General features: G+C 38.1%; 17 protein-coding genes. All 17 read left to right on the top strand.

The window, feature by feature from the left end:
- Positions 1 to 6: 6 nt before the first annotated feature.
- Positions 7 to 3,045, top strand: a complete 3,039-nt coding sequence (locus tag ABEG20_RS15565) for a TAT-variant-translocated molybdopterin oxidoreductase (RefSeq protein ID WP_406824205.1) — start codon at positions 7 to 9, stop codon at positions 3,043 to 3,045.
- 26 nt (positions 3,046 to 3,071) lie between these two features.
- Entirely contained in the window at positions 3,072 to 4,544 is a 1,473-nt protein-coding gene (gene nrfD, locus ABEG20_RS15560) for an NrfD/PsrC family molybdoenzyme membrane anchor subunit (RefSeq protein WP_406824204.1), read from the top strand.
- 2 nt (positions 4,545 to 4,546) lie between these two features.
- Positions 4,547 to 5,083: a DUF3341 domain-containing protein gene (locus ABEG20_RS15555; RefSeq protein ID WP_090498415.1), complete on the top strand. Its 537-nt coding sequence runs from the start codon at positions 4,547 to 4,549 to the stop codon at positions 5,081 to 5,083.
- Positions 5,055 to 5,660 carry a cytochrome c gene (locus ABEG20_RS15550; RefSeq protein ID WP_090498417.1) on the top strand — a complete coding sequence of 202 codons (606 nt, stop codon included), beginning with the start codon at positions 5,055 to 5,057 and terminating at the stop codon, positions 5,658 to 5,660. The genes ABEG20_RS15555 and ABEG20_RS15550 overlap by 29 nt, the downstream gene beginning before the upstream one ends.
- A gap of 14 nt (positions 5,661 to 5,674) precedes the next feature.
- The gene (locus ABEG20_RS15545; protein ID WP_406824203.1) at positions 5,675 to 6,898 is read left to right on the top strand and encodes a quinol:cytochrome C oxidoreductase; all 1,224 of its coding nucleotides are present in this window, start codon (positions 5,675 to 5,677) and stop codon (positions 6,896 to 6,898) included.
- 69 nt (positions 6,899 to 6,967) lie between these two features.
- A complete protein-coding gene (locus tag ABEG20_RS15540) occupies positions 6,968 to 8,200 on the top strand; it encodes a cytochrome c oxidase subunit II (RefSeq protein WP_406824202.1) in 1,233 nt (410 codons plus the stop codon).
- A 23-nt stretch (positions 8,201 to 8,223) separates the two neighbouring features.
- Positions 8,224 to 10,104: a cbb3-type cytochrome c oxidase subunit I gene (locus tag ABEG20_RS15535; RefSeq protein WP_406824201.1), complete on the top strand. Its 1,881-nt coding sequence runs from the start codon at positions 8,224 to 8,226 to the stop codon at positions 10,102 to 10,104.
- Between the two features lie 81 nt (positions 10,105 to 10,185).
- Entirely contained in the window at positions 10,186 to 11,244 is a 1,059-nt protein-coding gene (locus ABEG20_RS15530) for a COX15/CtaA family protein (protein WP_406824200.1), read from the top strand.
- Between the two features lie 12 nt (positions 11,245 to 11,256).
- Positions 11,257 to 12,165, top strand: a complete 909-nt coding sequence (cyoE, locus tag ABEG20_RS15525; RefSeq protein WP_406824199.1) for a heme o synthase — start codon at positions 11,257 to 11,259, stop codon at positions 12,163 to 12,165.
- Between the two features lie 15 nt (positions 12,166 to 12,180).
- On the top strand, positions 12,181 to 12,747 hold the full coding sequence (locus ABEG20_RS15520) for a heme-copper oxidase subunit III (protein WP_406824198.1): 567 nt from the start codon (positions 12,181 to 12,183) through the stop codon (positions 12,745 to 12,747).
- A gap of 31 nt (positions 12,748 to 12,778) precedes the next feature.
- Positions 12,779 to 13,492 (top strand): cytochrome c oxidase subunit 3, encoded by a 714-nt coding sequence (locus tag ABEG20_RS15515; RefSeq protein ID WP_121283995.1) that lies wholly within the window; start codon positions 12,779 to 12,781, stop codon positions 13,490 to 13,492.
- Positions 13,493 to 13,516: 24 nt separating this feature from the next.
- A complete protein-coding gene (locus tag ABEG20_RS15510) occupies positions 13,517 to 13,870 on the top strand; it encodes a cytochrome C oxidase subunit IV family protein (RefSeq protein WP_406824197.1) in 354 nt (117 codons plus the stop codon).
- Positions 13,870 to 14,565, top strand: coding sequence for an SCO family protein (locus tag ABEG20_RS15505; protein WP_406824196.1), 696 nt, complete (start codon positions 13,870 to 13,872; stop codon positions 14,563 to 14,565). Before ABEG20_RS15510 ends, ABEG20_RS15505 begins: the two co-directional genes overlap by 1 nt.
- A gap of 63 nt (positions 14,566 to 14,628) precedes the next feature.
- Positions 14,629 to 15,171: a DUF420 domain-containing protein gene (locus tag ABEG20_RS15500; RefSeq protein WP_406824195.1), complete on the top strand. Its 543-nt coding sequence runs from the start codon at positions 14,629 to 14,631 to the stop codon at positions 15,169 to 15,171.
- A 221-nt stretch (positions 15,172 to 15,392) separates the two neighbouring features.
- Complete coding sequence (locus ABEG20_RS15495) at positions 15,393 to 15,992, top strand: RNA polymerase sigma-70 factor (protein WP_406824194.1); 600 nt, start codon at positions 15,393 to 15,395, stop codon at positions 15,990 to 15,992.
- A 61-nt stretch (positions 15,993 to 16,053) separates the two neighbouring features.
- A complete protein-coding gene (locus ABEG20_RS15490) occupies positions 16,054 to 17,214 on the top strand; it encodes a FecR family protein (RefSeq protein ID WP_406824193.1) in 1,161 nt (386 codons plus the stop codon).
- Positions 17,215 to 17,551: 337 nt separating this feature from the next.
- On the top strand, positions 17,552 to 21,172 hold the full coding sequence (locus ABEG20_RS15485; protein ID WP_406824192.1) for a SusC/RagA family TonB-linked outer membrane protein: 3,621 nt from the start codon (positions 17,552 to 17,554) through the stop codon (positions 21,170 to 21,172).
- Positions 21,173 to 21,180 lie beyond the last annotated feature (8 nt).

Here is a 21,180-nt window from a genome sequence, read left to right as displayed (position 1 = left end):
GCTTAAATGGAAAGCAACAAAAAATACTGGAAAGGCTTAGAGGAGTATAACAATACCCCCGATTTTGTTAAAAATAACAAAAACGAATTCGCCGAGCCACTTCCAATAGAAGATGTTTTAAATGAAGCAGGGTTAAGTACCGTTACCCCACGCCGCGACTTTTTAAAGGCGTTAGGTTTTGGTTTAGGTGCAGTAACTTTAGCAGCCTGTCAAACTGCTCCTGTTCATAAATCTATTCCTTACCTGGTAAAACCTGAAGAGGTTACTCCGGGTATTCCTAACTATTATACTTCGAGCTTTAATGGCCAGAGTATTTTAGTTAAAACCAGAGAGGGGCGGCCAATTAAAATTGAACCAAATCCAAATGCGGGTCAGTTTAACTGCGGTACAGATGCGAGAGCGCAGGCGTCGGTTTTAGATTTATATGATGTATCTAAATTAAAAGCACCTGCTTTAGTAAAAGACGGAAAAGTGGAAGAAACTACCTGGGCAAAAATCGACAGCTTTGTTAAAGGCGAGTTGGCAAAAGCACAGGCAGGTGGTAAGAAAATCCGCATTGTATCCTCAACAGTAAATAGCCCATCAACCAATGCGGTTCTTACGCAATTTATTGCAAAATATCCTGCAGCTAAATTGGTTCAATACGATGCAGTTTCTTATACGGGTATTATTCAGGCCAACCAAAACAGTTTCGGTAAAGCCGTTTTACCTAAATACAATTTTGACAAGGCCGATTTAATTGTAAGTTTCAGCGCCGATTTCTTAGGTACCTGGATTAGCGGAGAAGAATTTACGGCTCAGTATACGGCTAACCGTAACTATAAATCGTTAGAAAATAAAAAAATGAGCCGCCACATTCAGTTTGAAAGTGGCATGAGCTTAACAGGTACCAATGCAGATACCCGTGTTCCGGTTAAACTATCGGAAGAAGGACCTGCTTTAATTGCTTTATACAACGCCATTACCGGTAATGCTTTACCTGGCGGAACATTGGGGAACAATGCTACTGCTGATAAAGTAATTAAGTTGGTTGCTAAAGAATTGGTACAAGCTAAAGGTAAAGGCCTTGTAGTGTGTGGTTCAAATGATGTTTCTACACAAATTCTGGTAAATGCCATTAATGCCGCTATCGGAAGTTATGGTACTACCATTGATTTAGATAACCCTTGTTATTTATATGCGGGTAACGATGCCGAATTTAACGGTTTAGTTGCCGAAATGAATCGTGGTGAAGTTGGTGCTGTTTTATTTTTAAATAGTAACCCGGTTTACGATGCTTCAAATGCAAAAGCATTTACTGATGCATTAGCTAAAGTTCCTGCTAAAATTTCATTCTCTGATCGTGCAGATGAAACCGCTACTGCTTGTGATGCTATTGCCATTAACCATAACTATTTAGAATCATGGGGTGATGCGAACGCTTACGAAGGTTATTACTCTATCGTTCAGCCAACAATCAATCCTGTTTTCAACAGCCGCCAGGCTGAAGAAAGTTTATTAACCTGGGCTGATGCGCCTGTTAAAGACTACTATCAGTTTGTTCGGAGCAACTGGGAAGCTAAAATGTTACCAGCTGTTGGTTTGAAATGGGAAGAAGTTCTGGAAAAAGGTGTGGTTACTTCAACCGCTAAACCTGCTGGTGCTTATTCATTCACACAATCTTTAGCGCAGGTTGCTACTTCAATTGCAAATAGCAGCAAAGCCTTTAAAGGTGGCGATCAGATTGAGTTACAGGTTTATGAAAATGTACCTATGCGCGATGGTAAAAATGCCAATAACGCATTTTTACAAGAGTTGCCTGATCCGGTATCAAAAGTAACCTGGGATAACTTTGTTGCCCTCGCCCCTAAAACCGCAGAGAAATTAAAAGTTAAAGAGTTTGATGTAGTGTCTGTTAAAGGAAGTAACGGTTATTCAGTTGATCTTCCGGTGTTGATCCAGCCAGGGCAAGCACAGGGAACTGCATCTATTGCATTAGGTTATGGCCGTACCAAAGCTGGTAAAGCAGGTAACGATGTGGGTAAAAATGCTTTCCCTTTTGTTTCTTTTGTAAATGGAACCATGCAATATGCTACAAACGTAACCATTACTCCAACAGGTGGTTATTATGAGCTTGCACAAACACAAACGCACCACTCTTTCGAAGGCCGCGCGGTAATTAAAGAAGCTACTTTTGCAGCATACTTAAAAAATGCCGGTGCAGGTAACGAAAAAGGTGAGCATAAAAATTACGATCTGTGGGATCAATACGAAAAACCAGGTAACAACTGGGTAATGGCAATCGATTTGAATGCCTGTACAGGTTGTGGTTCTTGTATTGTTGCCTGTAACGTAGAAAATAATATTCCTGTTGTAGGCCGTGATGAGGTTCGCCGTCGTCGTGAAATGCACTGGATCCGTATTGATCGTTATTACAGCTACGAAACCAAGGATGGTGATGTAACCAAAGAGAAAGAAATTGCTAAGTTAGAAGACTTAGATCATGTTTCAGTGGTTCACCAACCGATGTTGTGCCAACACTGTGATCATGCACCTTGCGAAACGGTTTGTCCGGTTTTGGCAACAGTACACTCAAGTGATGGTTTAAACCATATGGCTTACAACCGTTGCGTAGGTACACGTTACTGTGCAAATAACTGTCCGTACAAAGTACGTCGTTTCAACTGGTTTAACTACTGGAACGATTCACGTTTCGACAACTATTTAAATAACGAGTTTACCCAATTGGTGCTAAACCCTGATGTAACTACACGTTCAAGAGGGGTAATGGAAAAATGCTCGATGTGTATTCAACGTATACAAGGTGGCAAATTACAAGCTAAACTGGAGAAACGTCCATTAAAAGATGGAGATATTAAAATGGCTTGTCAGGAAGCTTGTTCAGCAAATGCGATTGTATTTGGTGATGCAAACGATCCAAATTCAGAAGTTTCAAAAGCATTACGTTCTGAGCGTATCTACTACGTATTAGAAGAGATCAATGTGAAACCGGGTATCGGCTACATGACAAAAATTAGAAATACAGATACAACAGTACAAGCGTAAGCTTTAGTATAAAGAAAATACAAATTATGTCAGGACATAACGAATCAATACTTAGAGAACCATTAATTACCGGCGATAATATCACGTACGCAAAAATTACGGATGATATTTTGATGCCGGTAGAAAATAAGCCAAACAAGGCTTGGTGGATTGGTTTCATCGTTGCCGCATTGGGTGCATTACTTTGGGTAGTAGCGGTAAGCTATACCTTTTGGAATGGTATCGGTGCTTGGGGATTAAATAAAACAGTTGGTTGGGCTTGGGATATCACCGGTTTCGTATGGTGGGTAGGTATCGGTCACGCTGGAACACTAATTTCAGCAGTACTATTACTTTTCCGTCAGAACTGGCGTAACTCCATCAACCGTTCGGCAGAAGCGATGACTATTTTCGCCGTTATCTGTGCCGCAACTTATGTGGTATCTCACATGGGCCGTCCCTGGTTAGCTTATTGGGTTTTACCTTTACCAAATCAGTTTGGATCACTTTGGGTAAACTTTAACTCACCGTTGGTGTGGGATATGTTTGCGATCTCTACTTACTTCTCTGTATCATTATTATTCTGGTACACCGGTTTATTACCAGATATTGCCACCATCCGCGACCGTGCGGTAGGTACACGCAGAAAAATTTATTCTATCTTTTCTTTTGGATGGAGTGGAAGTGTTAAAACATGGCAACGTTTCGAAGCCGTTTCGTTAATTTTAGCTGGTATTTCTACGCCACTTGTACTTTCTGTACACACCATTGTATCCATGGACTTTGCAACATCGGTAATTCCGGGATGGCACACAACGATCTTCCCGCCATACTTTGTGGCAGGGGCGATTTTCTCAGGATTTGCGATGGTATTAACCTTATTATTGGTTGCGCGTAAAGTATTGGGCTTAGAGAATTACATCACCATGTTCCATATTGAGTCGATGAATAAAATCATCATCCTGACCGGATCGATAGTAGGTGTGGCTTATTTAACTGAGTTCTTTATTGCCTGGTATTCAGGTTCAGAGTATGAGCAGTATGCATTTATCAACAGGTCTACCGGTCCATACTGGTGGTCGTACTGGATGATGATGACCTGTAACGTAATCTCTCCACAGTTATTATGGTTCAAAAAGATCCGTTTAAGCATTAAAGCGACCTGGATTTTATCAATTGTGGTAAACGTGGGTATGTGGTTCGAGCGTTTCGTAATTATCGTTACTTCATTACACCGCGATTATATTCCATCAAGCTGGGCGATGTTCTATCCAACCTGGGTTGACATCAGTGTATTCGTAGGTTCGATTGGATTATTCTTCACCTTATTCCTGTTGTTCTTAAGGGTATTGCCTTCAATCGCTATCGCAGAGGTTAAATTATTATTAAAAACTGCAAGTGAGCAAGCTAAAATGAAACAGATTAAAGAAGGGCATGAGAATAAAGAATATGTAGCGGAGTACATAGAGTCTTTAGAAAAATTTGATAGTGTTAAACAAGAAGATTACGCAAAAATATAACAATGAGTGATATCAAATATATTTTAGGCAGCTTTGGCGATCCTGACGAAATGATGCACGGCATCGAAAAGCTTCAGGAAAATAACATCAGCATTTATGATGTATATACACCGATGCCTATACACGGAATAGAAGCCAAATTAGGAATTAAAAGATCTAGAATCGATATCGCAGCATTTTGCTTTGGTATTACTGGTACTTGCTGTGCATTCGCTTTGATTTATTTCTGCGCAGTAATCGATTGGAGAGTAAATATAGGCGGTAAACCATCGTTCGCATTACCGGATTTTATTCCGATAATGTTCGAGCTTACTGTATTGTTCTGTGCTTTCGGTATGGTATTAACCTATTATGCATCTACTCACTTATTTCCGGGAAGAGCACCAAGAGTAATGGATTTACGGGCTACTGATGATCGTTTTGTTATTGCAGTTGATGCAAAAGACAATGTGGAACATACTGTAATTGATGGATTATTAAAAGATGCAGGTGCTTTAGAAATAAAGTATAATGAAAGGAAGTACATTAGCTATGAATAAGAATAAATTTGTTTACACAGCGTTTTTAGCTATCGCTTTTGCAGCTACCTTTTCTGCTTGTAAAGATAAACGCAGTACTGGCTTAGAATATGCCAGAAACATGTATGATCCGATTGCATACAATCCGGATCAGCCAAACAAAAATTTTAAGGATGGTAAAACAGCTCAGTTACCTCCTGCACATACCAAACCAGTAGGTTTTACCGAATATGATGAGTATCCTAATACAAAAGAAGGATATGAGGCAGCCGGAGTGAGTATGGTAAACCCTTTACCGGTTGATACTGTTAATTTGGCTCAAGGTAAACACTTATTTACCGTTTTCTGTAGCCCTTGCCATGGAGAAAAAGGTGACGGACAGGGACACTTAGTTAAAATTGAGAAATTTAGTGGTGTACCTGCTTATCAGACAGGTTCATCATCCAGAGGTGGTAACATGGTTGATCTTACCGCAGGTAAAATCTACCACACTATTACATACGGTGTAAATAACATGGGCTCACATGCTTCGCAAATCTCACCAACAGATCGTTGGAAAGTGGTGATGTATGTTCAACAATTACAAAAAGGACAATAGTAAAGCAAATATAAATGGGAACTCACAATATTAATTTTAGTGAACAGTTTGAGTTTACAGGTAAAGTAAAAACATTAAGCATTGTTGGTATCGTTATCGGTATTGCGGCTGTGTTGTTCGGTTTCTTAGCCGGCGATAAAGTAATGCACGAGCGTACTTTTGCTAACCTGTTGCTTATGGCATATTACTTTGCATGCGTTTGTATGTCTGGTACATTTTTCCTGGCTGTTCAATACGTAGCTCAGGCAGGTTGGTCTGCATCAATTTTACGTGTACCGCAGGCTATGGCAAAAACTTTGCCTATTGCGGCTGTTATACTTGTTTTAGTTATTTCAGCTGGTTTATACACACATAATTTATATCACCACTGGCATGCTGATGGATTAACAGATCCAAAAAGTGCCAATTACGATTCTATTATTGCAGGTAAATCTGTATTCTTAAATGTACCTTTTTTCTTAGGCCGCCAGGTGGTATTCTTAGGTATCTACAGTATATTTTCGATCATGTTTGTTAAGTTTTCTTATAATGAAGATTTAGCAGGTGGTTTAAATTCATATAGAAAAAGCTTTAAAAACGCTTGTATTTTCTTAGTAATCTACGGCTTTACCACACCGGTATTTGCTTTTGATACGATTATGTCTTTAGAAGCACACTGGTTCTCTACCATGTTTGGCTGGTATAACTTCGCTGCAATGTGGGTAAGTAGTCTGGCTACTATCGCCATTATCCTGATCTTATTAAGAAGAGCAGGTTATATGCAATGGGTTAATAATAGCCACTTGCATAACTTAGGTCAGTTTATTTTTGGTTTCTCTATTTTCTGGACTTATGTATGGTTTGCTCAATTTTTATTGATCTACTATGCAAATATGCCCGAGGAGACTGTATATTTCTACAAACGCTTTGAATATTATAAATTTTGGTTTTTCTTAAACCTTGCCATGAATTTCTTAGCGCCGGTATTATTATTAATGGATAGAGATAACAAAAGAACCGATGCAAAATTGTTATTTGTTTCTATCGTGGTATTATTAGGTCATTGGGTAGATTATTACCAAATGATTATGCCAGGTGCAGTAGAAGACGGTCATAATGGTTTTGGAATTGTAGAGATCGGTATTGCATTAGGTTTCGTAGGATTGTTTACCTTTACGGTGTTAACATCATTGAGCAAAAAACCTTTAATTGCAAAGAATCACCCATTATTACAGGAAAGTTTGCATCATCAGCTATAGTGGTGATAAGATAGAGCAAATATTTAATTATTATTATAATTAGCAGTACAGCGTACTACTTTTAAGAAAATGAGTTTAAGAAAGTTTATAACGAATAAAACGACCGCAGCTTTAGCAGTATTGATTACTGTTTTTGCAAACACTAGCGTATTTGCGCAAGATGCAGCAGCAGGTGCTGCCGCGGCACCGAAAGTTGATATGGGCGAGGTTTATAAATCGGTAATATTTTATATTCTGGTTTTCCTTGCAGTATGCTTATTTATTGCCATTATTGGTAAAGCATTAAAAGTATATGAGTTAAGCCGCGAAGCACAAGGTAAACCTGTTGGCATCAACTGGAACAGGGTACACGCAAGTTTATTTGCGCTGTTTTTAGTGATCGGTTTATATGGGGTATATTGGGAATACACCGTACATGGATCAATGTTACTTCCTGATGCAGCATCTGAGCACGGAAAGAAAATTGATAGGATGTTTAATTTAACATTAATCATTACCACGATTGTGTTTGTAGTTACACACATCCTGTTATTCGGATTTTCTTACATCTATAAATACTCTGCCAAAAGAAAGGCTTACTACTACCCACACAATAATACCATCGAAAAAATCTGGACAATTGTTCCTGCTTTAGTTTTAACTGTTTTGGTTTTAATGGGTTTCTTAACCTGGAGATCTATTTTCTTCAAAGTTGAAGATCCAAATAACAAGCCGTTACAGATAGAAGTTACTTCTGAGCAGTTTAAATGGTCTATCCGTTATCCTGGAGCTGATGGAATAGTGGGTAACAAAAATTACAAGTTAACTACTGCAACTAATACATTGGGTATTGATTTTAAAGATGTCAACTCTCGTGATGATGAAATGGCAGATGAGATGGTACTTCCTGTAGGCAAACCGGTTAAGCTTATTTTGACCAGTAAAGACGTAATTCACAGTTTTTATATGCCGCATTTCAGGGTACAGTTAAATACCGTACCAGGTATGAGAACTATATTTGAGTTTACGCCTACAAAAACTACTGCAGAAATGCAGCAAGAAACTAACGATCCTAACTTTAATTACCTTTTCTTGTGTGCTAAAATCTGTGGATCAGGGCATTACAACATGCAAAAAGTTGTTCGTGTAGTATCAGAAGCCGAATACAAAACCTGGATTGCAGAACAGAAAACATACTTAAACGACGATTTAAGAAAACAATTTAATTTGCCAGTGGCACCTGCACCTGTAAAATCAGTAGCAGATTCAGCAGCTAAAGATTCAGCAGCTGTGAAAACTAACCAAATGGCTTTAAATAAATAATATTAAGCAGGAGCGAACGAATTATGTCAACAATAGCATTACACGACGAACACAATCACGATCACGCTGATCATGGGCATCATAAAGAGACTTTGATTTCAAAGTATATCTTTAGTATGGATCATAAAATGATTGCCAAGCAATTTTTGATTACCGGTATTATTATGGCGGTAATTGCAATGGGCTTATCAATCTTATTCCGTATTCAATTGGCATGGCCAGATCAGAATTTCCCTTTCTTGGAAACTTTCTTAGGTAAGTGGGCAGAAGGCGGTCGTATTAAACCAGATTTTTATTTGGCTTTGGTAACCATTCACGGTACCATTATGGTATTCTTTGTATTAACCGCCGGGTTAAGTGGTACCTTTAGTAACTTATTAATCCCACTTCAGGTTGGTGCAAGAGATATGGCTTCGCCATTCTTAAACATGCTTTCATACTGGTTTTTCTTTATGGCCTGTGTGATCATGATGTCATCATTCTTTATCCAAACAGGACCAGCATCAGGTGGTTGGACAGTTTATCCTCCACTATCTGTGGTAGCTAAGGCTATGCCAGGTTCAGGTTTAGGTATGACTTTGTGGTTGATTAGTATGGTGCTTTTCGTTGCCTCATCTTTAATGGGGGGTATCAACTATGTAAGTACCATTTTAAATATGCGTACCAAAGGTATGGACCTTTGGAAAATGCCATTAACCATTTGGGCTTTCTTCTTAACCGCGATTCTGGGTATCTTATCTTTCCCGGTTCTTGTAGCCGGTGTAGTGTTAATGGTATTTGACCGCAGTTTCGGAACAAGTTTCTATTTATCAGATATCGTAATGGGTACTGATATTTTACCAAATGAAGGTGGTTCACCAATTTTATGGCAACACTTATTCTGGTTCTTAGGTCACCCTGAGGTGTATATCGTAATCATGCCAGCATTGGGTATCTCATCTGAGGTTATTTCTGTAAATGCACGTAAACCTATCTTTGGTTACCATGCCATGGTATACTCCCTAATTGGTATTACCGTATTATCATTCATTGTTTGGGGTCACCACATGTTTGTAACGGGTATGAATCCATTGTTAGGTGGTGTATTTATGATCACTACATTAATTATTGCGGTACCATCTGCAGTAAAAACATTTAACTATTTGGCTACGTTGTGGAGAGGTAATATCCGTTTCACTCCAGCGATGTTATTTGCTATTGGTTTAGTTTCATTCTTTATCTCTGGTGGTTTAACCGGTATCTTCTTAGGAAATGCTTCTTTGGATATTAACTTACACGATACTTACTTTGTTGTTGCCCACTTCCACCTGGTAATGGGATCTGCAGCAATATTTGGTATGCTTGCAGGTGTGTATCACTGGTTCCCTAAAATGTTCGGAAGAATGATGAATGCTAAATTGGGATACTTGCACTTTTGGTTAACTTTCATTGCAGCCTACCTGGTATTCTTCCCGCTTCACTTCTTAGGTTTAGATGGTGTACCACGTCGTTACTATGCATTTACCGAGTTTGAGTTTATGAAAAAATGGTTAACCGTTAACGTATTTGTAACATGGGCAGCTATTATGGCCGCACTTGCTCAGGTAGCGTTCTTGTTTAACTTCTTCTACTCGATCTTTAAAGGAAAAGTAGCTCCTCAAAACCCATGGGAATCTAATACATTAGAGTGGACTGCACCTGTTGAGCACATCCACGGTAACTGGCCAGGCGAAATCCCAACAGTTTACAGATGGCCTTATGACTATAGCAAACCAGGCCATGATGCAGACTTTATTCCTCAAACTGTTCCTTTCTCTCAAACCATGAGTTCTAACTTGCCTCACGATTTTGAAGGAAATGCAGAAGCAGAAAAAATTCAGCAAGATTGGGAACTAGCCAATCCTGTTATAGAAAACAAAGGCTAGTTTAAAGCTTAACATAAAATTTAAAGGGGTATCTGATTAAGTTTCTGCTTATCCGGATACCCTTTTCATCTTAACAGATATATGGTCAGCAGATCAGAACAGCGTTTCATTAGAATTAATCTGATAACCATCATAGTTACGCTATTGGTTATACTTGCCGGGGGTATTGTGCGCAGTACAGGATCTGGCATGGGGTGTCCGGATTGGCCAAAATGTTTCGACCGTTACATTCCGCCAACTGATGTATCGCAACTTCCGGCCAACTATAAAGAGAAGTATGTGGCTGGTAGGTTAAAGAAAAATGAAAAATTTGCCAGATATCTGAAGAGTATGGGCAAAGTTGCCCTTGCCGATAGCATCAGGCACGATAAAAGCATCACTATACCAGAAGAATTCAATCCAGCCAAAACCTGGACAGAATACCTGAACCGTTTGGCCGGTGTAGCTGCCGGAATCTTTTTATTACTTACTGCCATTTATTCTTTTACCTATCGGAAAACTGCTAAACGAATTATTGTACTAAGCATAATCAATATTTTCGTGGTAGGCTATCAGGCCTGGCTGGGATCTATAGTGGTGTCAACCAATCTGGCGCAGTGGGTGGTAACAGTACATATGCTTCTGGCGCTGGTTATTCTGACTATATCTATCTATACATACAATTACGCAAAACAGCTTAACAAGGCACCTTCAGTAATCATGTACAAAATATTGTGGCTAAAGGGGTTTTTGTTCTTTACACTGGTGGTTAGTATTGCGCAGATTATTTTGGGTACCGAAGTAAGGGAAGCTGTTGATGTAATTGCAAAATCTTTGGCTTATAGTGGAAAGGCAACATGGATTTCAAAGGTAGGCAGTATTTTTTCTTATCACCGCGATTTAGCAATTTTGGTCATTATTGCGAATGGTATAGTTTATAAAATGGTTATTGACCGTTTTAGTGGTAAGGCTGCTCCATTACTAACAGCCAGGTTTATTTTAATCACGCTTTTAGTTCAGTTATTAAGTGGTTTAGCTTTAGCATATATTGCTTTTCCACCAGCAGCACAGGCATTGCATATTTTGTTCTCAACGCTGTTGTTTAGTTTACAGTTTTACCTGTACTTGCTGGTTTACCGGACAAGTACATATAAACAATAATATTTAAGAAAATTGAAGCAATATCTTTCAGATTTTTCTAAACTAATCAAATTCAGGCTATCGTTTACGGTAGTGTTTTCGGCATCGATCTCCTTTTTGATCGGGCAGAAAATGCAGGTAGGCAGAGGCCATATCCCTAGCATAGATTGGGGTAACTGGTTAATATTGATTGCCGGTGGATTTTTGGTTACTGCAGCAGCAAACTGTTTTAATGAGATTATTGAAAAAGATCTGGATAAATTAATGTCGAGGACTAAAGATCGTCCGATGCCAGCAGGAAGAATGACAACCGGGCAGGGATTGATTTTAGGTGTTTTTATGGCATTTCTAGGTACATGGTTATTGGGACATTTAAACCTCGAGACCGGTTTATTATCGGTGTTTTCAATTTTGCTTTATGCTTTTGCCTATACGCCATTAAAGAGAAAATCGCCGATTGCTGTATTTGTAGGTGCAATTCCAGGAGCTTTACCACCACTTATTGGCTATTTAGCTGCGTTTGGCAGTTTAAAAGCCGAGATGTTTCATGAAATTGATTATTACATTGCTGTAATTTTGTTTTTAATCCAGTTTGTATGGCAGTTTCCTCACTTCTGGGCAATTGCATGGGTTTTGGATGACGATTACAAGAAAGCAGGTTTCAGGTTGCTGCCTACCAAAAAAAGAGATAAAACATCGGCACTGTTAACTTTTTTAAGCACGCTGATTTTAATTCCGGTAAGTTTATTGCCAACCATTTATGGTTTTGGTGGTTATTACATTGCCGGTTTATCTTTAATCGCTGGACTTATTTTTAGCTGGCTGGCATTTAAACTTTTAAAAAGCAGAGAACTGGCCGATGCCAGAAAAGTGATGTTCTGCTCATTTTTTTACATCCCGGCTGTACAGCTGGGCTTATTATTAAATTTTATAGCAAAATAATTTATGGTGCTAACAATGGAAAAGATGCAGGATACGTTTGACCCAAAACCACGAAAATTTATCGTTTGGTTATTTGTCGTATCATCAACAATCATGTTCGGAGGTTTTACCAGTTATTATCTGGTATTTGCCGCTTCAAAAGGGAAGGGACACGGTTTGGTGCTACCCGATGCCTTTATTTACTCCAGTTTGGTTATTCTGGCCAGCAGCATCACTCTGGTGTTAGCTTCCAGGGCTTTAAAGAAACTTAATTTTAGTTTACAGCGTAACATGCTTTGGATTACCGTAATACTGGCTGTTGCTTTTGGTGTAATGCAGTTTAATGCATGGGGAAGTATGGTGAGAACCGGAGCTACTCTGGTAGGAAATAATGCCGCAATATCATTTATATACGTGGTATCTGGCATGCACCTTTTGCACATTATTGCTGGTGTTGGCTTAATTATTAGTGCTTTAGCCGGTAGCTATAAGAATTTACCTATTGCCAAAGTTCAATACAGAATGGAAATCGCTTCTATTTTTTGGCATTTTATAGATATATTATGGATATATCTGTATGTTTTTTTACTTTTGAACCGTTAAATTTGTTAACAAACTATTATACTATTTCCAAATGAATGCAGTATCACAATTAGATCAAGTTAAAACCGGACCATGGAATGGTGGTCGTTCTCCGTGGTCGGTAGAATATGGTAAAATCATGATGTGGTTTTTCCTATTATCAGATGCTTTTACCTTTTCATCTTTATTGATCTACTATGGCGCTCAGCGTTTTTCTAAATTAACCTGGCCAGCTCCAGATAAAGTTTTCCAATCAATTCCAGGTATTGCCGAACACGGTGCACCTTTGGTTTTCGTAGGTATCATGACTTTTATCTTAATCATGAGTTCGGTAACTATGGTTTTAGCTGTTGAGGCTGGTCACAGACGTGCTAAAAAAGAAGTTATCGGCTGGATGATTGCAACCATTATTGGTGGTTTTATGTTCTTAGGCTGTCAGGCAATTGAGTGGACTCACTTACACCACGATGGTTTTTGGTGGGGACATATTCCTTCTGCCGAGGAGTTAAAACATTTTTTCCTTAAGCCTGAAGATGTTTCTTTAGTAGCTGCACAACAATTTGCAAACTTGTTTTTCACCATTACAGGTTTTCACGGTTTCCACGTTTTTAGTGGTGTTGTCATTAACATCATTATATTAATTATGACGATCAATGGAACTTTCGAAAGAAGAGGCCATTACTTAATGGTTGAGAAAGTTGGTTTATACTGGCACTTCGTTGATTTAGTTTGGGTGTTTGTATTTACATTCTTCTATTTGGTTTAATTTATCATATATAAAAATATTTCTATGTCACAGCACACACATACAACAGAAGAACACGGGCACGATGATCACGCAGGTTTATCAAAAGGTAAAATCTGGAAGGTTTTCGGAATTCTTTTATTAATTACCGTAATTGAGTTTATCATCGCGTTGGTTCTAATCCCTAAAGGATACATGACCCAGCACATCGGTAACTACGTTTATATCGTTTTAACATTGTTAAAGGCATTCTATATCGTGGCTTACTTTATGCACTTAAAGTATGAGAAACTGGGACTACAGTTAGCCTTAACGGTATCATTCATTTTCATTATTTACTTTATTGTTTTAATGCTGATAGAAGGTGGGTTTTTAAACATCCACATGATGAACCATTAATGAAAAGAAGCCCGATAAAAAAGGTATTAATCCTGGTAAGCATTTTAGCTATACCGGGATTTTTGTTTTTTTACTTATTGCCGCATTTTGCGAAAAACAGATATAAGAGTTTGCCTATCTTTGGTGAAAAGGTTGTTGCCACCACTTTCCATAGTGTTAAGGGAAAGAAGATACCCGATACCATTTATCACGTGGTTCCTGATTTTAGACTCATCAATCAGCATCGCGATACCATTAGCTGGAAATCATTTGAAAACAAAATTGTAGTATTAAACTTATTCCAATCAGGAGCGAGGAGCCAGCAAGCAATTAAATATATCAAGCAATTATCTGATGGCTATGAACAAAAGCCCTTGGTTAAATTTTTAAGCCTGTCTGTAGATCCGGCTGATGTAGATAAACTCAAAGATTTTGCCGCCAATTTCAACGCAAAAGAAGGTAAATGGGATTTTTTAGCAGGTGATACTGCACAAACTTATCCATTAATCAGGCAAGGTTTGTTGCTCGATGTCGTAGCAAATGGCAGCAGAGGAAATAGCAACTTCATATTTAGCAATAAAATTGTGCTGATCGATAATTTACATCGCATCCGAGGCATTTATGATGCGGACGATGCAGGTGCAAACGCTAAGTTAGAGGATGAAATAAAAGTGCTTATAGCCGAATATTTAAGAAACGTTAAAGACGGTAGATAGTCTTTAGTCCGGAGTCTCTAGTCGGGTTCGAAGCAAAATAATAATTATAAAAGATTAATACTCATGGAAAATAGTCCGATCGAGAAGAAATATAACAGGTGGATCATTATTCTCTCCATTTTCATACCATTGGCTGTAGCTTTTTTATTTGTAGTAAAGCTAAAAGATCTAGGTATTGATGCGCCAACCTTGCCTTTTTTACCTCCTATATATGCTACAATCAACGGAATTACAGCGGTATTGTTGGTTGTTGCAGTTTGGGCAATAAAGAATGGAAAAATACAATTGCACCAAAATTTAATGAAAACAGCCATAGGCTGCTCTTTATTATTTTTGGTAATGTACATCGCATACCATATGACCACACCTTCAACTAAGTTTGGAGGAGATGGAGCGATAAAGTATGTTTACTTTTTTATTTTATTAACCCATATCTTATTGTCAATTGCCATTATTCCTTTGGTTTTGGTTACTTACGTAAGGGCTTTAGCCAAACGTTTCGATCGTCACAGAAAAATTGCGCGCATTACATTTCCATTATGGCTTTATGTTGCCATAACTGGTGTGGTGGTTTATTTGATGATTTCGCCATATTATCAATACTAAGTGATTAAGAAACCTTTAAAAAATATAAATAAAGCCTTACCTTAAAAAGTAAGGCTTTTCATTTTTTTAATACATTTTTTTAGTGCACAAAATTTACTAATCTGTATATTTGATTATAAAGTTGTATTATGGTTAAACTAAATCCATTTAGCTTAACCATATCTATTCATCTATCAGTTAAGTCTTGGATCATAGTAACAGGACGGTTAACAAACTAATTTATGGCGGTAAGTAATGTGGATAAAGAGCGCGCCCTGATTGAGAAAATCGTGGAGGGAGACGAACAAGCATTTTCTGTTTTGTTTTTCAAATATCTTCCTGCGCTCCACATTTTTGCTTCTAAATTTACAAAATCTGATGATGTCGCCGAAGAAATTATCCAGGATGCATTTTTAAGAGTTTGGTTAAATCGTGATAAATTGGCTGAAGTGGAGAACGTAAAGGCCTATCTATATAAATATGTTTCTAACGAATGTTTAAGCTTCGTGCGTAAAAAATTAAAAGAAGAACGGGTAGTTGATGCATTTACCGCCAAACAACAAAATAGCCATAACAGTACCATTGAAACTATTAATTTAAATGAAGTAACGAGAATTATTGCTGTTGCAATAGATAAATTACCTGAACAAAGGAAAAATATATATCAATTAAGCAGACGTGATGGTAAAACTATTCCGGAAATTGCCGAAATACTCAACATTTCTCCCAATACGGTTAAAAATGCGCTTGTAATTGCCTTAAAATCGATCCGTATACACCTTGATCAGCATGGTATTGTGTTTCTTTTTCCTATTGTTTTTTTCTTTTTGAAAATAAAATAGAAAAAAATGCTTTTCCGATAGTCCTAATTTTCTTCTGTTGCTTCTTAGTATCAGAATCTTTATGGAAGAACGTATACATTATCTATTACAGCAGTTTACAGCAAAGTCTTTAAGTCAGGCCGAAAAGGAAGAACTTTTAGTTTTGGTAGAAAACAGCACCTCGTTACTTTCTGATGAAATTGTGAAAATGATTACATCAGAAGAAGAAAACGCGCTTAGTGTTAATGTGGAAAAATGGAATCCGGTTCTCGATAAAATTCTGATGGTAGATAAACCAATCCGGTCGCCGAAGCGGATCGTGATGAATAGCTTTAAATGGGCTGCCGCTGCTGTGGTGTTTGTTGTATTTTCTTTAACGGCTTACCTTTCTCTACAGAAAAAGAAAGAGCATGTTTTTACCACCGATATAGCCCCTGGAAAAAACAAAGCTGTTCTTACGCTCGCTGATGGGCGGAAAATTTCTCTTTCTGATGCCATGAAAGGCAATGTGGCAAAAGAAGCTGGTTTCTCCATTACCAAAACTGACGATGGCCAGTTGGTTTACAATGTTGCTGAATCTGAAAATGTAAACGATAACCGGTTAAATACCATTTCGACCCCAAATGGTGGTGAGTGGCAGATCAGGTTACCTGATGGTTCTACAGTTTGGCTAAATGCGGCTTCTTCACTTCAATACGGATTAAATATGGGCACTGCAAAACAGCGTGTGGTCAAGTTGGAAGGGGAAGCTTATTTCGAAGTGGCTAAAAATGCAGCACATCCTTTTATTGTAGAAACCGATAGACAGGCGGTTGAGGTATTGGGTACGCACTTTAACATTAATAGCTATAAAGATGAAAAGGTAACCCGAACGACTTTATTGGAAGGTAGTGTGCGGGTTTCTCATAAAAATACCAATGAGAGCGAAGTGCTTAAGCCTGGAGAACAATCGCTGGTAACCATTTCGGGCATGGACGTAAAAGAAGTAGATGTTGATGAAGCTATTGCCTGGAAAAAGGGCTATTTCATGTTTAACAACGAAAAGCAGGAAAGCATTTTACGCAAGGTGGCCCGGTGGTATAATGTAGAAATAGAGTATGCCAATCCTGAAGCCAAAGATGTAATGTACTATGGTACAGTAAGCCGGTTCGAAAAAATATCAAAAGTGCTTAGAAAATTTGAGCAAACTGGTGAAGTACGCTTTGACATTAAGGGCAATAAAGTAATTGTCTACAAAGAATAAAGGGAAAAAGATGAAGAAGTAACTAACCTTTATCTATAAAAAAGAAACAACTAATTAATCAACCATAACCTAACAGCCATGAATAAACTTCGACAACACTCCTGACGATCCAAAGTTGAGCGCATAAAAAAGGAGTGCTTCTAACACCCCTTTTATATCTGTTTAGCTATTCCGTAAACCGGAATCGATTAAAATCAATTATTTCTTGGATAACCCGCGAAACGCTCTTTAGCGTCCAAACTTCATTGCGATTCGCACAAAAACAGACTATTAAATGTACAAAATTTATATTGAAATTTTATGTACGCATCGACGCTACATACCTAAATTGCTACTCATGATGAAGTTAATTACGGTTGTTCTGCTGGCCTCGTTAATGCAGGTGAGTGCAGCTTCATTCGGACAATTGGTTACATTGAAAGAAAAAAATGTAACATTAGAAAAAGTTTTTAAAGAGATAAGGAGACAATCGGGTTATGATGTTCTTTTATCTACCAACAAAATTAAAACTTCAACCACTTTAAATGTTGATTTTAACAACTCAACAATTGAAGAGGTAATGAACAAAATTATTTCAGGCGGAGATCTTAACTATACTATTGAAGATAGAACGGTCCTGATTACTTTAAAAGAAAAATCGGTATTTGATAAAATGCTGAGCTATTTTGCCGCTGTAAAGGTAACCGGAAAAGTGAGCGATAAAAACGGAGTGGCACTACCTGGAGTAAGTGTAAGAGAGAAAGGAGTTGCTAATGCGGTATCCACCAGCGGTAACGGAGATTTTACGATCTCGGTTAAAGAAGGTGCTACCTTGGTTTTTAGCTATGTTGGCTATAAAACAATGGAAATTGAGGTAGGAACTAAAACCACTATCAATGTTACTTTGGCGGAAGATGCCGCCCAACTTAAAGAGGTAAACGTTGTATCAACAGGTTATCAGGAGCTGAATAAAAAACTTTTTACTGGTGCAGCAACTTCTTTAAAAGCATCCGATGTAAAACGCGATGGTATTAACGATGTAAGCAGGATGCTTGAAGGAAGGGTTGCCGGTGTTTCTGTACAAAACGTTTCAGGAACATTTGGAGCTGCTCCTAAAATCCGTGTACGTGGTGCTACTTCTATTTCAGGCGATAACAAACCTTTATGGGTTGTGGATGGTATTATTTTAGAGGATGTTGTGAATATTTCCAACGAGCAGTTATCAACAGGAGATCCATCAACTTTAGTTGGATCATCAGTAGCCGGATTAAACCCTGATGATATCGAAAGCTTCAATATCTTAAAGGATGCAGCCGCAACTGCACAGTATGGAGCAAGGGCAATGAACGGTGTTGTGATTATTACCACCAAAAAAGGAAGGAATACAGATGGTAAACCGATTTTCTCCTATACCGGGAACTTTTCGAGTTACATGAAACCTTCTTACAATAACTTTGATATCCTTAATTCAGCTGATCAGATGAATGTTTATCTGGAGATGCAAAATAAAGGTTGGTTAAATCACTCCAGCTCTTCACGCAGTGCCAATGGTGGTGTTTTTACCAAAATGTACAATCAAATGTATATTTATGATCCTGCAACCGGTACCTATGCTTTAAGAAATGATGCGCAGAGCCAGAAGCAATTTTTACAGCGCTATGCTGATAGTAATACGGATTGGTTTGATATTTTGTTTAAGCAGTCTTTCATGCAGGAGCACTCCTTAAGTGTGTCGAGCGGAACACAAAAATCAAAATTTTATGCATCTACCAGTTATCTTCAGGATAATGGCTGGACTGTTGGAGATAATGTAAAGCGTTTTACAGGGAACGTTAGGGGTAATTTCGATATCAGCGATAAATTAAGTTTAGAGTTGATAACCCAGGGTTCTATCCGCGATCAAAGAGCGCCAGGTACCTTAGGTAGAAACGGAAACCCGGTTTACGGTACATATGATCGTGATTTTGATATCAATCCATTTAGTTATGCCCTTAATACAAGCCGTACCTTAACCGCTTATGATGCAAATGGTAATAGAGAGTTTTTTACCCAAAACTATGCGCCTTTCAATATCTTAAACGAGTTAGAAAACAATACTTTAGAATTGAATTTAATAGATTTTAAAGTACAGGGTGGTTTAAAATATAAAATTACAAAAGACCTGAAATACGCTTTTGATGGTGCTTATCGTTACGCAAAAACGAGCCAGGAACATAAAATTACCGAAAATTCTAATATGGCTCAGGCTTACCGTGCTGGTATAAGCCCAAATGACGCCACTATCAGGGGAAATAATAAATTTTTATATCGCAATCCGGATGATCCGAATGCACTTCCAGTTTCAGTTCTACCTTATGGCGGTTTTTATAAAACAAATGATGACAATATTGTGAACTATTATGTACGTAACAGTTTAGAATATGATAAGACGTTTAACGAAGATCATTTGGTAAACTTTTTCGCCACCCAGGAAATGCGCTATATCGACCGTCAGAATAAGGTATTTGACGGATATGGTTATCAGTATGATAAAGGGGGAGTTCCTTTTATTGATCCGAATATTGTAAAATCGAATGTAGAGAGTGGTTTTAACTACTACAGTATGGGCTATCGCTATGAACGTTATTTAAACTATTCATTGAGAGCAGCCTATTCATACAAAGGCAAATATAGTATCAATGCTACAGGCCGTTATGATGGTTCTAATTTACTGGGAGAATCGCCAACCGCAAGGTGGTTGCCAACCTGGAACGTTTCGGGAGCTTGGAACATCGATACCGAAAAATTCATGCAGGGTGAAAGGGTAAAAAGAATTGTAAACCGTGCTACGTTACGCGCCACTTATGGTTTAGTTGCGAGTATGGGTTCGGCCACCAATTCTAGCCTGGTTTTACAAAGCATGGGTACACGCCGACCTTATCTTGGAGAAAAAGAAACAAAACTTTACATCTCTGGTTTAGAAAACTCTGAGCTTACTTTCGAGAAACTGAACGAGTTAAACGTAGGTTTAGATTTAGGTTTGTTTAATGAAAAATTAACTTTAACTGTTGATGCTTACAAAAGAAAGAGCTTTGATTTGATCGGAGCTTTTAGAAATGGTGGTATAGGTGGTGAAGCGGTTAAATTTGCCAATTATGCTGATATGAAATCTGACGGTGTAGAGGCTTCTTTGGGTGCAAAGGTTTTGAAAGCCACAGATTTTAACTGGTCAACCCAACTTATTTTCGGTTTCAATAAAAATAAGATCACCAATCTTAAAAATCAGCCATCTATTTTCGGTTTAATCGGTGCGGATGGTGGGCCTTTAGAGGGTTACGCACAACGTGGTTTATTCTCACTTGATTTTCAGGGATTAGATCCAAAGAATGGTTCGCCTAGGTTTATTAACGATAAAGGTGAAGTTAGTGGAGATGTATATTTACAGAGCGATGTGGTTAAATATCTCAAATATGAGGGCCCTATTGATCCAAAATATACCGGAGGTTTTTCCAATACCTTTAAATATAAGGATTTTACATTGTCTGCACTAGTCACTTTTGCAGCGGGTAACAAAGTTCGATTATCACCATCTTTCAAAACCAGCTATACCGATCTTGATGCTATGCCAAAAGCATTCTTAAGTCGTTGGGAAATGCAGGGTGATGAACTGAAAACCAATGTTCCATCTATATTAGATGTTTTAGAGGCACAGGCTTTTGGCAGTAACTATGCTTACAATAACTACAATTATTCAACTGAACGTGTTGCAGATGGTGGCTTTGTAAGAATGAAACAGATCATCTTAAGTTATAACATACCAGCTAAGTATACCAAGAAACTTGGCTTAACAAATTCATCCATCAGTGCTGTTGGCAACAACTTATTCCTGATCTATTCTGACAAAAAATTAAATGGCCAGGATCCTGAATTTTTTGGGTCTGGAGGTGTGGCATTGCCAATTCCACGTCAATTTACCTTATCACTAAAAGTTGGATTCTAAATTTTATA

Origin of the sequence: Pedobacter sp. KACC 23697 (assembly GCF_045348445.1) — a bacterium.
Lineage (GTDB): Bacteria > Bacteroidota > Bacteroidia > Sphingobacteriales > Sphingobacteriaceae > Pedobacter.
Note: the sequence above shows the minus strand (reverse complement) of the source record. Positions and strands in the feature narration are given on the sequence as shown.

Bases quoted from the DNA above. Each gene is read 5' to 3' on its own strand.
- ABEG20_RS15565 (WP_406824205.1), top strand. From the start codon at position 7: ATGGAAAGCAACAAAAAATACTGGAAAGGCTTAGAGGAGTATAACAAT.
- nrfD (WP_406824204.1), top strand. From the start codon at position 3,072: ATGTCAGGACATAACGAATCAATACTTAGAGAACCATTAATTACCGGC.
- ABEG20_RS15555 (WP_090498415.1), top strand. From the start codon at position 4,547: ATGAGTGATATCAAATATATTTTAGGCAGCTTTGGCGATCCTGACGAA.
- ABEG20_RS15550 (WP_090498417.1), top strand. From the start codon at position 5,055: ATGAAAGGAAGTACATTAGCTATGAATAAGAATAAATTTGTTTACACA.
- ABEG20_RS15545 (WP_406824203.1), top strand. From the start codon at position 5,675: ATGGGAACTCACAATATTAATTTTAGTGAACAGTTTGAGTTTACAGGT.
- ABEG20_RS15540 (WP_406824202.1), top strand. From the start codon at position 6,968: ATGAGTTTAAGAAAGTTTATAACGAATAAAACGACCGCAGCTTTAGCA.
- ABEG20_RS15535 (WP_406824201.1), top strand. From the start codon at position 8,224: ATGTCAACAATAGCATTACACGACGAACACAATCACGATCACGCTGAT.
- ABEG20_RS15530 (WP_406824200.1), top strand. From the start codon at position 10,186: ATGGTCAGCAGATCAGAACAGCGTTTCATTAGAATTAATCTGATAACC.
- ABEG20_RS15520 (WP_406824198.1), top strand. From the start codon at position 12,181: ATGGAAAAGATGCAGGATACGTTTGACCCAAAACCACGAAAATTTATC.
- ABEG20_RS15515 (WP_121283995.1), top strand. From the start codon at position 12,779: ATGAATGCAGTATCACAATTAGATCAAGTTAAAACCGGACCATGGAAT.
- ABEG20_RS15510 (WP_406824197.1), top strand. From the start codon at position 13,517: ATGTCACAGCACACACATACAACAGAAGAACACGGGCACGATGATCAC.
- ABEG20_RS15505 (WP_406824196.1), top strand. From the start codon at position 13,870: ATGAAAAGAAGCCCGATAAAAAAGGTATTAATCCTGGTAAGCATTTTA.
- ABEG20_RS15500 (WP_406824195.1), top strand. From the start codon at position 14,629: ATGGAAAATAGTCCGATCGAGAAGAAATATAACAGGTGGATCATTATT.
- ABEG20_RS15495 (WP_406824194.1), top strand. From the start codon at position 15,393: ATGGCGGTAAGTAATGTGGATAAAGAGCGCGCCCTGATTGAGAAAATC.
- ABEG20_RS15490 (WP_406824193.1), top strand. From the start codon at position 16,054: ATGGAAGAACGTATACATTATCTATTACAGCAGTTTACAGCAAAGTCT.
- ABEG20_RS15485 (WP_406824192.1), top strand. From the start codon at position 17,552: ATGATGAAGTTAATTACGGTTGTTCTGCTGGCCTCGTTAATGCAGGTG.